The organism is Enterococcus sp. E4-223 (assembly GCF_035727065.1).
GTDB classification, from domain to species: domain Bacteria; phylum Bacillota; class Bacilli; order Lactobacillales; family Enterococcaceae; genus Enterococcus_B; species Enterococcus_B faecium.
Map to the genome: position 1 here is coordinate 102,343 of NZ_JAPMLH010000009.1, position 14,580 is coordinate 116,922.

Genomic DNA, 14,580 nt, shown 5'->3' on the forward strand with positions numbered 1-14,580 from the left:
GTTTTTTGTACACATATATGCGAAGATGCATATTGACAAGTTTAGAATAATTTATCATAGAAGCTGTATAGATGATAAAAATGAAAAAGATAGTATGGAGGTGGATTTTATGGTATTCAACATTCTCCTCGCTATCATCGGTTTAATTGTCGGTCTTGGTTTAGGGTTTATGGTCGCAAAGTCACGTCACGAGAAAGAAATAGCTGGTGCACAATCATCAGCTGCTGGAATCATCGATAGTGCAAAAAAAGAAGCAGAAACTCTAAAAAAAGAAGCATTGTTAGAAGCTAAGGAAGAAAATCAGAAATACCGTTCTGAAGTTGAAAGTGAGCTGAGAGAAAGTAAGTTAGAATTAAAATCTCAAGAGAATCGTTTGATTCAACGCGAACAAACGCTGAATCGTAAAGATGACTCGTTAGAAAAACGCGAGAACTCACTTGAAAGTAAAGAAGAAGCACTTAGTTCAAAACAGCAATTAATTGAAGAGCGAGAAAAAGACGTTGAAAAAATGATTGAAGATCAACAAAAAGAACTAGAAAAAATTGCTGGTTTATCAAAAGAGGACGCACGAGATGTCATCATGAAATCGACTGAAGAAGAGCTGAATCATGAGTTAACTCTAATGGTAAAAGAATCTGAACAGCGTGCCAAAGAAGAAGCAGATCGCAAAGCGAAAAACTTATTATCATTAGCGATTCAACGCTGCGCAGCAGATCAAGTTTCAGAAACGACTGTTTCAGTCGTTACCCTTCCGAATGATGAAATGAAAGGTCGTATCATTGGACGAGAAGGTCGTAATATTCGAACGCTTGAGACGCTGACTGGTATCGATTTAATCATCGATGATACACCGGAAGCAGTTGTTCTTTCCGGATTCGATCCAATCCGAAGAGAAATCGCACGGATGACCTTGGAAAAACTGATACAAGATGGACGAATCCATCCAGCGCGTATCGAAGAAATGGTCGAGAAATCTCGTAAAGAAATGGATGAACGTATTCGCGAATACGGGGAAGAGGCAGCGTTTGAAGTCGGTGCTCATACACTTCATCCAGATCTAATCAAGATCATCGGACGTCTGCGATTCAGAACTAGTTATGGACAAAACGTCTTGAAGCATTCGGTCGAGGTTGCAAAATTAGCTGGTATCTTAGCAGCAGAGCTTGGCGAAGATATCCAATTAGCAAAACGTGCCGGGTTGCTCCATGATATTGGGAAAGCACTTGACCATGAGATTGAAGGATCTCACGTTGAGATCGGTGCGGAATTAGCTGCCAAGTACAAAGAAAACCCAGTAGTAATCAACGCGATCGCTTCTCATCATGGCGATGTGGAAGCTACTTCTGTTATCTCTGTCCTTGTAGCTGCAGCAGATGCGCTCTCAGCAGCAAGACCTGGTGCGCGAAGTGAATCATTAGAAAACTACATCCGTCGTTTAAGAAGTCTGGAAAATATTTCGAACAGCTTCGCCGGTGTAGAATCAAGTTACGCAGTTCAAGCTGGACGCGAAGTTCGGGTAATGGTCAAGCCAGAAGAAATCTCGGATTTAGACGCTGTTCGTTTAGTACGTGATATTCGTAAACGAATCGAAGAAGAACTGGATTATCCTGGACACATCAAAGTAATCGTTATTCGGGAAACTCGTGCAACTGATTATGCTAAATAATAAAAAATACAAAAGAAGAGCCGCGGCAAAAGCCACAGCTCTTCTTTTTTTGTAAGGCACGAAAAAACATTGCTATCATTATTTTTTATTCAACATCTCAAGATCTTTCTCGATTGTCGTATTGATTCCTTTGATGATGGCTGGGATGAATCCTGCTTCTTCTAGCGCAACTACACCGGCAACGGTCGTACCACCAGGAGAAGAAACTTGGTCTACAAGTTCCCATGGATTTTTATCACTTGAAAGGAATTTTTGACAAGAACCCATAATTGCTTTTGCAGCAATTTCAGTTGCTGTCTGTTTGGACAAACCATTTAATACACCAGTCCGTCCCATCGCATCGATCAGCATGTAAACGAATGCGGGTGAGCTGCCAGCAAGGCCAATGAATGTACTGAAATCTGATTCTGCTAAAGGATAGACGCTGCCGATTGCTTCAAAAATCATCGTAGCTTGCTGAAGCTGTTCCTCCGTGGCAGCTTCATTTTTGCAAATCGCAGAAACGCCTGCTCCTACGCTGACATTGACATTCGGCATCACACGTACGATGGAGGCCTGAGGATCTTCAAGCGCTGTTTCTAAATCTGTTAATGATTTTCCTGAAGCAATAGAAATGAATAAGACTTTCTGGCTATATTCTCTTAGTTCTTCCAATACTTTTTCAATGATTTTTGGTTTCACGGCTAAAAGAACGATATCTGATTGTGATGCAACTTCCTGATTACTTTTGCATGCATGGACGCCAGTTTCAGCAGCAAATTTTTGTGCATTTTCAAAATGTCCACTGGAAACGAACACCTCTTCTTTCGAGACTGTTCCTTTTTTTAATAAACCATCAATAATAGCTTGTGCCATATTCCCTGTGCCGATAAATCCTACTTTCATGTTATCCTCTCCTTTAGCATTAGGATATCTTTCTTTTTCTATCATCGCAAGCAAAGAACAGGTCTAAAGTGGAAAAATTAAAATAAATAAGATAACATTGGGGTATGACACAAAAGTATACAAGTTAGGAATGGGAAAATGTGAAAAATAAACGATACTTGATGCTGCAATGGATAAAGGAACATAGTCTGATTTTAAAACTGATTTTTTTCGGCTCCGTGTTAGTCTTTGTGGCAAATCAAGTCGCAAATATTGCTAATGGCATGAGTTGGCAAGATATTTGGCAAAGGATGGGACAACAAAGCCACATGACGATCCTGCTCATGATTCTGGCTGGACTGCTGGGTGTCACTCCGATGTTGTTGTATGATTGGGTGACGATCAGAGTCTTAGAAAAACAAGGAAAACCAAAAATGGAAAGAAAAGAGTTTCTTCTTGCTGCGTGGGTAACAAACACGATCAACAATCTCGCCGGTTTTGGTGGTGTGGTAGGAGCAAGTCTGCGGGCTAGTTTTTATGGAAAGCAGACAAATAGAAAAATGGTTTTAGCCACTGTATCAAAAGTCGCACTGTTTATGCTGACTGGTTTGTCTGTATGGTCGTTTCTTACATTTATTGATGTCTTTTTTATTCAGTCAGAAAGTATTTTTCGAAGCTATTGGATCTGGCTTTTCGGCGGTAGTTTTTTAGCACCAGTCATTTTCTTTTTTGCTTATCTAAAGAGAAAGTCATTGTTCTTCGAGTTTTATCCAAAAGGCTTGCTTGGTCTGCTACTGGCATCCTTTGGACAATGGACGGGAGCCCTTGCGGTATTTTTGATCATCGGCAAGTTGATGAGAATAGATATTTCGATGCTTTCGATCTATCCTATGTTCATGATTGCTACATTGATAGGAATGCTGACGATGGTCCCAGGTGGAATGGGGACTTTTGACGTTTTGATGATCTTAGGAATGAGTCAATTGTCTGTTCGGCAAGATGTAGCAGTAGTTTGGCTATTATATTATCGGTTGTTTTATTATGTTCTACCTTTTATGACGGGACTTCTATTGTTCATCACACATACAGGAGTCAAAATCAATCGATTTTTAGATAACATTCCGCGACTGTTTTTCCAAAAGGTTGCGCATATAGTGCTCGTAAGTGCTGTCTATTTTGCGGGAATCATGATGGTACTTCTATCAACAATCACTAATCTGTCTGCAATCAGTCGGCTATTTCAAGTATTATTGCCGTTCTCATTCAATTTTTTAGATCAGACAGTGAATCTATTGGTTGGCTTTTTATTACTCGGCCTTGCTCGAGCACTTTCAGTAAAAGTCAAAAAGGCATTTCTGCCTACGATTGCTTTACTATCTTTTGGTATTTTAAATACAATCACACGTACGTTATCTTGGCAGTTGATATTGGTATATGTCTTGATTCTGTTAGCTGTGTGGTTATCCAGAAAAGAATTTTATCGAACAAAATTCGTTTATTCTTGGGGAGCTATAATCTTTGATGCTAGCTTGTTCGGCTTTTTGTTTATCGTTTACGCAATTGCAGGCTATCACAGCGGACGCTTTTTAGTCGGTCGAATAACAGGAAATCATTTTATTTTGTTTCCTTCAGATGATGTGTGGTTCTCAGGGCTTATTGGTTTGGGCATCTCATTGCTAGCTTTAGTGGCGCTTTATCAATATTTAGCTGAAGATACTACGAAGCTTGGCAGTGAGTACGAAAAAGACCGTTTTGACCGTTTATTGGAAACATACGGAGGCACAGCTACAAGCCATCAGCTTCGCTTGTCAGGTTACAGTTATTTTTATTACCAAGAAGACGACCAAGATCAAGTCGTTTTTGGTTATCAGATCAAAGGAAACAAATGCTTTGTTTTAGGAGATCCAGTTGGCAATCCTAAAATGATGCGGGCAGCAACGAATCAGTTTATGAAACAAGCAGATTGTTTAGGCTATCAGCTTGCGTTTTATAAGATATCAGAAAGCTACGTAGTGATGCTTCATGAATTGGGTTTTCACTTCACGAAAGTAGGTGAAGCAGGGATTGTTGATCTAGCAACAGAAGACTTGTCTCGGCTGAGTCAGCAACTTGAATATCAACGTTTGATGAAAGAAGGATACCATTTTACTTGGTACGATCAACTGCCAGAAGAATTACATCAAGCTGTAAATGAAGTTTCACAAAAATGGCTTCAAGGTGCACGAGAAAAATACTTCTCTGTGGGACGATTTGATAAATCATATGTATTATCTAGCGGTGTCGGTATTGTCCGTAAAGATCAAAAAGTCGTTGGCTTCATCACCGCTCAGCCGATGACGAAGAAGCAGGCGGGATATGATTTGTTGCGGGTCTTACCTAAAGAATCTGAGGAATTAGCTGACTATCTGTTAGCCAATCTGTTTATTGTATACGAGAAAATGGGCTACTCGGAAGCCAATCTAGGCTTAGCTCCATTAGCTAATGTTGGAGAAACAGATTTTTCTTTCTTTCAAGAAAAAGTCATGCATATCGTATATAATTATGGTAATTTTTTCTATTCCTTCCAGTCTGCTTATGAAAAGAAATTAAAATATGTCGATCATTGGGAAGGACGTTACTTTGCTTATAGGAAAGGAAGTAATTTCGGATTTGCTACCATGCAGCTACTCAGTCTGATAGGAAAAGAAAAAGGAAATGTTCCGAGTTTGGCAGAAGAAGTGCTCACAGAATTATAAGAATCACTAGAACTTGTTTGGATTATGAAGAGAAAATTCTGTGAAAGCTGTTGAAACGATGACAAAATCAACCACTAGGCAGACATAAGCTATACTTTTATTTTTCCCTATGATAGAATACTTGCGACTTAGACTTTTCGAATGGGTGAGAGGATGGAATTGATTGAAAAAGCGCCAGCCAAGATAAATTTAGGACTGGATGTATTATATAGACGGCAAGATGGGTATCATGAGTTGGAAATGGTGATGTCGAGCGTAGACTTGGCAGATCATCTATTTTTTGAAGAAATAACAGAAGACAAAATCATTGTAGAAACAAATAAAGCATTTTTACCGGTAGATGAACGGAACAATGTTTATCAAGCTGCTTTATTGCTAAAAAATAAATACAATATCAAAACCGGTGTCAAGATCTTTGTTAAGAAGAATATTCCAGTAGCAGCTGGATTAGGCGGAGGAAGTACAGACTGTGCAGCTGCTCTAAGAGGGATCAACCAATTATGGAATCTGGGCTGTTCGTTAGAAGAACTGGCAGAAATCGGTTTGGAAGTCGGTACAGATGTTCCTTACTGTGTCTACGGAAGTACGGCATTTGTCGGTGGCAAAGGGGAAGAAATCCAAGTATTACCTTCTATGCCACAGTGCTGGGTTGTGTTGGTCAAACCAAGAATGAGTGTCTCTACACGTACAGTGTTTAGAGAAGTAGATACGCAAGCCATCCAACATCAAGACATCCACGGACTTGTTGAAGCCATCCGAGAGCAAGATTATCAGCAGATGATCAAAAAAATGGGAAACAGTTTAGAAGATATAACGGGAAAGCGGCATCCAGTCATCCATCAAATCAAAGAGCGTATGATCAAGTACGGAGCAGATGCTGCATTGATGAGTGGAAGTGGACCAACCGTTTTTGCCTTGTGTCAACATTATTCAAGAGCGCAGAGAGTATATAATGGGTTAAAAGGTTTTTGTGAGGAAGTTTATTTAGTAAGAACCCTGCAATAAAACATAAAAAGTAAAATAGGTGATGAAAAACTGAGGAATCCTAAAGTGGTATTCTTCAGTTTTTTATTGTAGTGAAATGACTAGATATGAGCAGCAACTCATCCATTTTACGATTTAATCAAGAATATACATGTTTAAATCAGAAATTGATGGATTTCTATTGACTGTGTTTTTTTATTTTGATACATTAGTTCTCGTTAATAAATCGTAAAATTCCGATTTGTTCATTGAAAGGAGCATATAAATGAAAAAATATCTTTTGACAGCTACGGTAATGATAGGTGCTTTACTGTTTGCAGCATGTGGAAATATGAACAAGGAAGCAGACAAAAAAGAGGATTTGACGATCGTTACGACTTTTTATCCGATGTATGATTTTACAAAAGAGATCGTAGGGGATGAAGGAAACGTGAAACTTTTGATCCCTGCTGGAACGGAGCCGCATGATTTCGAACCAAGTGCAAAAGAAAGAGCAGAAATTTCCGATGCAGATGTTTTCGTGTATAATAGTTCAGACATGGAATTTTTCGTGGATTCATTAAAGGATTCAGTGGATAGTAAACAGACCTTGATGATCGAAGCAGCTAAAGGAATCGACCGTTTAGAATCGCAAGAAGCAGACGAACATGAAGAATCAGAAGAAGGGCATGGTCATTCACATGAATACGATCCACATGTTTGGCTCGATCCGGTATTAGCTATAAAAGAAGTCAGAACGATTGCTGAAGAATTAGGCGAAAAATATCCAGATAAAAAGGAAACTTTTACGAAGAATGCCGATGCTTATATCAAAAAGCTTGAAGCACTGGATCAAAAATACTCCGATGGGCTAAAAGATGCAACAAACCGCACATTTGTCACTCAGCATGCTGCTTTTGCTTATTTAGCGAATCAATACGACTTAAAACAAGTAGCGATTTCGGGCGTTTCACCAGATCAGGAACCCACACCAAGCCGCTTAGCTGAACTAAAAGAATTTGTGAAGAAAAACAACATCAAAGTGATTTATTTTGAAGAAAATGCCTCTTCGAAGGTAGCTGAGACATTGTCGAATGAAACAGGAGTGAAGCTAGAAGTGTTGAATCCTTTAGAAAGCTTGACTAATGAACAAATCAAAGCAGGCGAAAATTATATTTCTGTCATGGAAAAAAATCTGGAAGCTTTAAAAGAAAGTATCAATTAAGTTTTAGAATGGAGGTTGTAAGGTGCGTTATATCGAAATATCTGATTTGACCTTTTATTATGATGATGAGCCTGTACTAGAAGATGTCTCTTATCATGTAGATGCGGGTGAATTTGTCATTTTAACTGGAGAAAATGGAGCAGCCAAGTCAACCTTGGTGAAAGCATCGTTAGGATTACTGAAACCTTCAAAAGGAATGATAAAGATTGCTGAGAAAAATCAAGAAGGAAAAAAATTAAGTATCGGCTATATTCCTCAACAAGTTGCATCTTTCAATGCAGGTTTTCCTAGTACGGTGATCGAATTAGTCCGTTCAGGAAGATATCCAAGAGGCCGCTGGTTCAAGCGTCTCTCTGAAAAAGATCATCAACATGTACAGCGTGCTTTAGAAGCTGTAGGGATGTGGGATATGCGAAATCGGCGAATAGGTGAATTGTCTGGCGGACAAAAGCAACGAATCAGTTTAGCGCGTATTTTTGCTACTGACCCTGACTTATTTGTTCTTGATGAACCAACAACAGGAATGGATGAAGAATCCAGAAATGAATTTTATCGTCTTCTCCGACATAGTGCGCATGTCCATGGGAAATCAGTTCTAATGATCACTCATGATCATGAAGATATCAAACAGTATGCGGACAGACAGATCCGACTGGTGAGAAAGGAGGATTCTCAATGGCGTTGCTTTCATATGAATTCATGAGAAGAGCGTTTCTTGCCGCTATCTTCATTGCCGGAATCGCCCCGATGCTAGGTGTGTTTTTAGTGATCAGAAGACAATCGCTGATGGCTGATACGCTTTCTCATGTCTCTTTAGCAGGGGTAGCGTTAGGATTCTTTTTGAACCTTAATCCTACACTTACGACCATGCTAGTCGTTGTATTAGCAGCTGTGATATTGGAGTATCTGCGAACGATCTACCGAACCTATTCAGAAATCTCCATTGCCATTTTAATGGCTGGTGGTTTGGCGCTAGCGTTAGTATTGATGAATTTGAGCGGAGGGAATTCAGCAACAAGTATCCAATCCTATCTGTTTGGTTCGATCGTGACCATTACATGGGAGCAAGTCATCTTTTTAGGAATCTTATTCGTTGCCATCGGTATATTGTTCTTTTTATTCAAACGGCCGATGTATGTTCTGACTTTTGATGAAGATACCGCCCACGTGGATGGGCTACCCGTTCATTTGATGTCGATGATGTTCAATGTGATTACTGGTGTGGCTATTGCTGTGATGATCCCGATTGCCGGTGCACTTTTGATATCCGCAATCATGGTTCTTCCCGCAGCAATCGGTATGCGATTAGGCAAAAGCTTCAATGTCGTGATTGCTATCAGTGTTTGTGTAGGATTTCTAGGGATGCTGTCAGGACTAACTAGCTCGTTTTATCTAGATACACCTCCAGGAGCAACAATCACATTAGTCTTTATTGCTTTGTTCCTGATTGTAAATATCATCAAACGAATATTGGTTGCCTTCAGAAGAAAAAATAACTAAATTATAAAGAAAAGAAGCCTTATAAAAACGAAAAATTTTTTATAGGCTTCTTTTTATTTTAATAAATACCGAACTATTTTCTTATTTTTTCATAAAATGCTCGAATTTTTGAAGAAAAACTTATATAATGTAAAACGATAAAATTTCTTAAAAGGAGTTGGAATAGGTGAAAGTACGTCGCAGTGAACGTCTAGTTGACATGACACAGTATTTATTGAATCACCCGCATGAATTGATTTCCTTAACAAGCTTTGCCGAACGTTATGAATCTGCTAAATCTTCTATCAGTGAAGATTTGGGAATCATCAAGAAAACATTTAAAGAACGAGGGTATGGAACCTTGGAAACAATCCCAGGTGCTGCAGGTGGTGTATTGTTCATCCCTGAAATTTCATATGAAGAGGCGAAAAAATATATTGAATCTCTAGCAGAACGTCTATCAGAACAAGACCGTCTGCTTCCAGGAGGATATGTTTATCTCTCTGATTTGTTAGGAGAACCTGAACTGCTGCGTCAAGTTGGAAGAATCATTGCTTCTAAATACCTTGGTGAAAAAATCGATGCTGTAATGACTGTAGCCACAAAAGGCGTACCTATTGCCCAAGCTGTGTCCTATTATCTGAATGCGCCATTCGTTATTGTACGCCGGGACTCAAAAATAACAGAAGGATCAACAGTAAGTGTCAACTATGTGTCTGGATCTTCTGAAAGAATTGAAAAGATGGAACTGTCTAAGAGAAGTTTGAAACGTGGTTCACGTGTCCTTGTAGTGGATGATTTCATGAAAGGCGGCGGAACAGTCAACGGAATGAAGAGCTTGATTGAAGAATTCGAATCAGAACTTGTTGGCATCACTGTATTTGCCGAATCAAAATTCAACGGTCATCGCGCCATCGATGATTATACTTCACTGCTTTATGTCAAAGATGTAGATACTCAAACGAAAAATATTACGGTTGTGCCGGGAAATTATTTTTCAGAATAAGAGGTTGTGAAAAAGCCGCTTAGTTTCGAGTAGTAAGAAAAATTTTGTGAAAATGGCTTTCCACATTTTTTCATAAATTTGGCTTAATACCGAGAAACTGGCTTTTGAACACCGTTTAACTCTAAGTCACAAGAAACGATTTCAAAAAACAGCTTTTCATGTTTTATGAGTAGTGTGACTTGTGACCGAGGAGTTGGCAGGAGAGCACCGGTTACCAAATAGATAGGCCGTTATGGTCTATCTATTTTTTTATCCAGAAAACGCTGGGATAAAAGAAAATCACTTGTTTTGTTGAAAAAATGGGTATACTGGGATAAACTGAAATCAGCAAACTATATTTAGGAGTGACGCAGTTGGACGCACGTTATGCAATTATTTTGGCGGCAGGGAAAGGTACCCGCATGAAGTCAAAATTATATAAAGTTTTACATCCCGTTTCTGGTAAACCTATGGTAGAACATATCATTAATCGGGTCAGTGAAACGAAACCAGATGAAGTGATTACGATCGTTGGACACGGAGCAGAACAAGTTAAAGCACAACTAGGAGAACGCAGTAAATATGCGTTACAAGCAGAACAATTGGGAACAGGACATGCTGTTTTGCAAGCTGCTTCTTTCTTGGAAGGAAAAAAAGGAACAACGTTAGTTATCAGTGGCGATACACCATTATTGACTACTGAAACGCTGAACAATCTTTTTGAATATCACCAAGGAAAAAATGCAAGTGCAACGATCTTGACGGCACAAGCAGAAAACCCAACAGGATATGGACGAATCATCCGTGACCATATTGGGATCGTAGAAAAAATCGTGGAACAAAAAGATGCAACACCAGAAGAAGCTCTTGTACAAGAAATCAATACAGGAACTTACTGTTTTGACAACGAAGCTTTGTTCGATGCGTTAAGCAAAGTTGGAACAAACAATGCTCAAGGTGAATACTATCTAACAGATATCATCGAAATCTTAAAAGAAGAAGGCAATACAGTTGCTGCTTATCAAACGGATGATTTTGAAGAATCAATGGGAGTCAATGATCGGATCGCGTTAGCTAAAGCAAATGAGATCATGAGAAAGCGAATTAACCAGATGCATATGGTCAATGGCGTAAGCTTTGTCGATTCAGCAACGACATACATCGATGCAGGCGTAGAAATCGGTCCAGACACATTGATCGAAGCAGGTGTACAAATCCAAGGAAATACAGTCATCGGTTCTGATTGTGTCATCGGGGCACATTCAAAAATCGTAGACAGTAGGATTGAGGATCACGTCGTCATTGAAAACTCAGTCATTGAAAGCAGCCATGTCAAGAAACATGCAGATGTGGGACCTTATGCACATTTACGACCAAAAGCTGAAATTGGCGAAAACGTCCATATCGGAAACTTTGTGGAAGTGAAAAATGCTCAAATCGGCAAAGGAACTAAAGTCGGTCACTTGACTTATGTTGGTGATGCTACGCTGGGAGAAGAAATCAATGTCGGATGTGGTGTTGTCTTCGTCAACTATGATGGAAAGAACAAACATCATACGACTGTCGGCGACCACAGCTTTATTGGTTCTAGCACAAATATCATCGGACCTGTCGAGGTAGCTAAAAACAGTTCGATTGCTGCCGGGTCAACAATTACAGACAATATTCCAGAATATGCGCTGGCAATTGCGAGAGCAAGACAAGTCAATAAAGAAGGATATGCAAAAAAACTCCCTTATCTAAACTAAGACTTTTGCAAAATCACTTGATTTATTTAAAAAATATGACTACTATTTATTAGGTAGAATTCTAGAGTTGTGAAAAAGAAAGTGGAGGTCCCCATGTCAAAACATTACTTTGACCCAAGATTAAAAATTTTTGCGTTAAATTCCAATCGCCCATTAGCAGAGAAAATTGCAGCAGCAGTCGGCGTCGAGTTAGGAAAATCATCTGTTACTCAATTTAGTGATGGAGAAATTCAAGTAAACATTGAAGAAAGTATTCGTGGATCGCATGTCTATGTTATTCAATCAACGAGCAGCCCAGTCAATGATAACTTGATGGAGTTGCTGATCATGATTGACGCACTGAAACGAGCAAGTGCAAAAACAATCAACGTAGTCATGCCTTATTATGGCTATGCGCGTCAAGACCGTAAAGCACGTGCACGGGAACCAATCACAGCGAAATTAGTAGCAAACATGATTCAAAAAGCTGGTGCAACAAGAATGCTGACTTTGGACCTTCATGCAGTCCAAATCCAAGGTTTCTTTGATATTCCAGTCGATCATTTGATGGGTGCGCCACTTATTGCCAATTATTTCTTAGAAAAAGGAATCAAAGGCGATGATGTTGTCGTTGTTTCACCAGACCATGGTGGTGTCACACGGGCACGTAAATTAGCGGAATTTTTGAAATCTCCGATTGCGATCATCGACAAACGCCGTCCAAAAGCAAATGTTGCAGAAGTAATGAATATCATTGGACAAGTCAAAGGCAAAACTTGTGTACTGATCGATGATATGATCGATACAGCAGGTACGATCACATTGGCTGCCAATGCTTTGAAAGAAGCTGGTGCAACCAGTGTGTATGCTTCATGTACACATCCAGTATTATCCGGCCCTGCTTTACAAAGAATAGAAGATTCAGCTATCGAGCGTCTAGTTGTTACAGACTCGATCTATCTTCCAGAAGATCGTAAAATCGACAAAATCGATGAGGTAAGTGTTGGCGGACTAATGGGAGATGCAATCAAACGTATCCATGAAAACAAACCAGTTAGTCCATTGTTTGAAACAAAAAATAAATAATAAATAAACTCACAAAGGGGAGTCCAATTGGGCTGAGATTGAATCTATTTCTAAACCCTTCGTACCTGTATCGGTTATGCGAGCGTAGGAATTGTGAATAAACAGCTGTTTGACTATTTTCGAAAGCTGCTTCCTCCTTTGTGACTTTTTTATTCAAAGGAGGAAGTTTTTTTATGGGAAAAAATAGAGTTTGGGTAGAAGGAACGATTGTTGCAGCGTTAGCGATGGTGTTGTCGTTGATTCCGATCCAGATCGGCAGCAGTTTTTCTATTTCATTAGGGCAGATTCCATTGACTCTTTTTGCGTTAAGAAGAGGGACAAAGGCAGGGATGCTGGCAGGTTTCATTTGGGGCATCCTACATTTTCCGTTGGGACAAGTTTATTATTTAAGTGTCGTTCAAGTGTTGATTGAGTACCCGATTGCCTATACTTTTGCAGGCGCAGCAGGGCTCATGGCTTCAAATGTCCAAAAAGGCTATGTAGACGATAATACGAAACAAATTAGAAAAAGCATCGTGTTTGGTGCATTGATTGGCGCACTTTCCAGATATTTTTGGCATTTTATTGCAGGAGTGGTTTTCTGGGGAGCGTATGCACTATGGGGGATGAATCCTTGGCTCTTTTCTTTCGTAATGAATGGTGCCAGCGGGTTGAGTACAGCTATTGTAACGATCATCGTTTTATTAGGGATCCAACAAACGATTCCTTCGATTTTTGTGCCAGATAAACGACAGGAGCTGTAAATAAAAAAGAAGCAAGAAACTTGAGACAGAATCATGTCCTAGTTTCTTGTTTCCTTTTTATTTTTTGATAAGAAATAGATCTACTTCAATGGCAGATAAGAAAGATCGGCATCTTCTACCAATTGCCAGTGTCGATCGGTGACAGAGTAGATTAAAGTAGCGATGATTTCCTCTTCTCGATACCGGGTGCCTTTTAATTTCCAAATATAATCTTCAATCACATAGATTGGGATACGATATTCACCATCGATCAAACCAACTTGATCAAAAGAAAAAATGATCCCTTCCTGCATCAAATTACGCATTTCTTTCAATAATTCCACACTGATTTTTTCAACAGGTGTTTCTTTTTTGAAAAAAGATTTTTTTACATTGATCTTATCTGACAAGATCGAACTTAATTTACTAGCAAAAATCCTATAAAATTCATCTAAATAGCGATAATAAATCCGATTCAGCTGATCATTAAGATCGAAGTATACAAAATTATTCTGTAGTTTATAAAAAAACGGCGAATGAAGATGTGTTTTCATATGACCAAAATATAATAATTCTGAAATTTCTAAAGGTGTCAATTCTTTCAGCATCGTTAAATCAGTAAAGTCGATCCACTTCAATTCATCGAATCCACGCCTGTTACGAGAAGAGGAAAAGAAACGCTGAATATTTTCTGTACCACGGATTACTTTCAGCCCTGTATGGGATTCATATTCTCCAGCAGAAGCAGATGGATCAAGCAAGAGCAAGTTTTGAGGAAAATGCACGATACTGTTTGCAAAGTCAGTAGCAGTCAGCCCTTTTGTTAAAACAGCATTACTTGTGGTATCAATATGTACATAAACTGACTCAGTCATCATGTTCCTCCTCTTATTTCCTCTTAATCTCTTTTATTTTACAACATTTGCATTAAAAAAGCTTGTTTCTTTTATTTTAAAATTCCATTACAAAATCACGTTTTCATTGAAAACACTCTCATTTTCAATTAATTTTTGTGATTTTTGTATTTTTTTTATTTAAAGGAGGTTTTATGAATTGTTTTCTTATGGAATCTACAAAGTCGAATACGAGACTCATGACCTTTTTATGACGTACTGGTATACTTGAAGA

12 protein-coding genes and 1 riboswitch are annotated in these 14,580 nt (G+C 38.9%); of the genes, 10 read left to right on the forward strand and 2 right to left on the reverse strand.

The annotated features are described in order from the left end of the window. Window positions 1–109 precede the first annotated feature (109 nt). Window positions 110–1,666 (forward strand): ribonuclease Y, encoded by a 1,557-nt coding sequence (gene rny / locus OS139_RS12250; protein WP_002287336.1) that lies wholly within the window; start codon window positions 110–112, stop codon window positions 1,664–1,666. Window positions 1,667–1,744: 78 nt separating this feature from the next. Here the strand turns inward: rny and proC are convergent, their stop codons facing one another. Next, window positions 1,745–2,551 (reverse strand): pyrroline-5-carboxylate reductase, encoded by an 807-nt coding sequence (proC, locus tag OS139_RS12255; RefSeq protein WP_002296027.1) that lies wholly within the window; start codon window positions 2,549–2,551, stop codon window positions 1,745–1,747. A 140-nt stretch (window positions 2,552–2,691) separates the two neighbouring features. On the opposite strand from proC, the gene mprF reads away from it, so the two are divergent. The 9 genes from mprF (at window position 2,692) to thiT (ending at window position 13,473) form a co-directional block, all read left to right on the forward strand. Further along, window positions 2,692–5,265 carry a bifunctional lysylphosphatidylglycerol flippase/synthetase MprF gene (gene mprF / locus OS139_RS12260; protein ID WP_002307716.1) on the forward strand — a complete coding sequence of 858 codons (2,574 nt, stop codon included), beginning with the start codon at window positions 2,692–2,694 and terminating at the stop codon, window positions 5,263–5,265. A 153-nt stretch (window positions 5,266–5,418) separates the two neighbouring features. After that, a complete protein-coding gene (gene ispE / locus OS139_RS12265) occupies window positions 5,419–6,270 on the forward strand; it encodes a 4-(cytidine 5'-diphospho)-2-C-methyl-D-erythritol kinase (RefSeq protein WP_002307715.1) in 852 nt (283 codons plus the stop codon). A gap of 244 nt (window positions 6,271–6,514) precedes the next feature. After that, window positions 6,515–7,453 (forward strand): metal ABC transporter substrate-binding protein, encoded by a 939-nt coding sequence (locus tag OS139_RS12270; protein WP_002307714.1) that lies wholly within the window; start codon window positions 6,515–6,517, stop codon window positions 7,451–7,453. Between the two features lie 22 nt (window positions 7,454–7,475). After that, window positions 7,476–8,156, forward strand: coding sequence for a metal ABC transporter ATP-binding protein (locus tag OS139_RS12275; RefSeq protein ID WP_002287343.1), 681 nt, complete (start codon window positions 7,476–7,478; stop codon window positions 8,154–8,156). Next, window positions 8,129–8,953 carry a metal ABC transporter permease gene (locus tag OS139_RS12280; RefSeq protein ID WP_002287344.1) on the forward strand — a complete coding sequence of 275 codons (825 nt, stop codon included), beginning with the start codon at window positions 8,129–8,131 and terminating at the stop codon, window positions 8,951–8,953. Before OS139_RS12275 ends, OS139_RS12280 begins: the two co-directional genes overlap by 28 nt. A gap of 166 nt (window positions 8,954–9,119) precedes the next feature. Next, on the forward strand, window positions 9,120–9,938 hold the full coding sequence (gene purR, locus OS139_RS12285) for a pur operon repressor (protein ID WP_002287345.1): 819 nt from the start codon (window positions 9,120–9,122) through the stop codon (window positions 9,936–9,938). A gap of 353 nt (window positions 9,939–10,291) precedes the next feature. Then, window positions 10,292–11,665 carry a bifunctional UDP-N-acetylglucosamine diphosphorylase/glucosamine-1-phosphate N-acetyltransferase GlmU gene (glmU, locus tag OS139_RS12290; protein ID WP_002298200.1) on the forward strand — a complete coding sequence of 458 codons (1,374 nt, stop codon included), beginning with the start codon at window positions 10,292–10,294 and terminating at the stop codon, window positions 11,663–11,665. Between the two features lie 93 nt (window positions 11,666–11,758). Continuing rightward, the gene (locus tag OS139_RS12295) at window positions 11,759–12,730 is read left to right on the forward strand and encodes a ribose-phosphate diphosphokinase (RefSeq protein WP_002287347.1); all 972 of its coding nucleotides are present in this window, start codon (window positions 11,759–11,761) and stop codon (window positions 12,728–12,730) included. A gap of 5 nt (window positions 12,731–12,735) precedes the next feature. Continuing rightward, window positions 12,736–12,838, forward strand: a riboswitch (TPP riboswitch). 65 nt (window positions 12,839–12,903) lie between these two features. Continuing rightward, a complete protein-coding gene (gene thiT / locus OS139_RS12300) occupies window positions 12,904–13,473 on the forward strand; it encodes an energy-coupled thiamine transporter ThiT (protein WP_002301201.1) in 570 nt (189 codons plus the stop codon). 80 nt (window positions 13,474–13,553) lie between these two features. On the opposite strand, the gene OS139_RS12305 is transcribed toward thiT, so the two are convergent. Beyond that, window positions 13,554–14,327, reverse strand: coding sequence for a hypothetical protein (locus tag OS139_RS12305; protein WP_002298196.1), 774 nt, complete (start codon window positions 14,325–14,327; stop codon window positions 13,554–13,556). Window positions 14,328–14,580: the final 253 nt, after the last annotated feature.

Bases quoted from the DNA above. Each gene is read 5' to 3' on its own strand.
- rny (WP_002287336.1), top strand. From the start codon at position 110: ATGGTATTCAACATTCTCCTCGCTATCATCGGTTTAATTGTCGGTCTT.
- proC (WP_002296027.1), bottom strand. From the start codon at position 2,551: ATGAAAGTAGGATTTATCGGCACAGGGAATATGGCACAAGCTATTATT.
- ispE (WP_002307715.1), top strand. From the start codon at position 5,419: ATGGAATTGATTGAAAAAGCGCCAGCCAAGATAAATTTAGGACTGGAT.
- OS139_RS12270 (WP_002307714.1), top strand. From the start codon at position 6,515: ATGAAAAAATATCTTTTGACAGCTACGGTAATGATAGGTGCTTTACTG.
- OS139_RS12280 (WP_002287344.1), top strand. From the start codon at position 8,129: ATGGCGTTGCTTTCATATGAATTCATGAGAAGAGCGTTTCTTGCCGCT.
- OS139_RS12295 (WP_002287347.1), top strand. From the start codon at position 11,759: ATGTCAAAACATTACTTTGACCCAAGATTAAAAATTTTTGCGTTAAAT.
- thiT (WP_002301201.1), top strand. From the start codon at position 12,904: ATGGGAAAAAATAGAGTTTGGGTAGAAGGAACGATTGTTGCAGCGTTA.
- OS139_RS12305 (WP_002298196.1), bottom strand. From the start codon at position 14,327: ATGACTGAGTCAGTTTATGTACATATTGATACCACAAGTAATGCTGTT.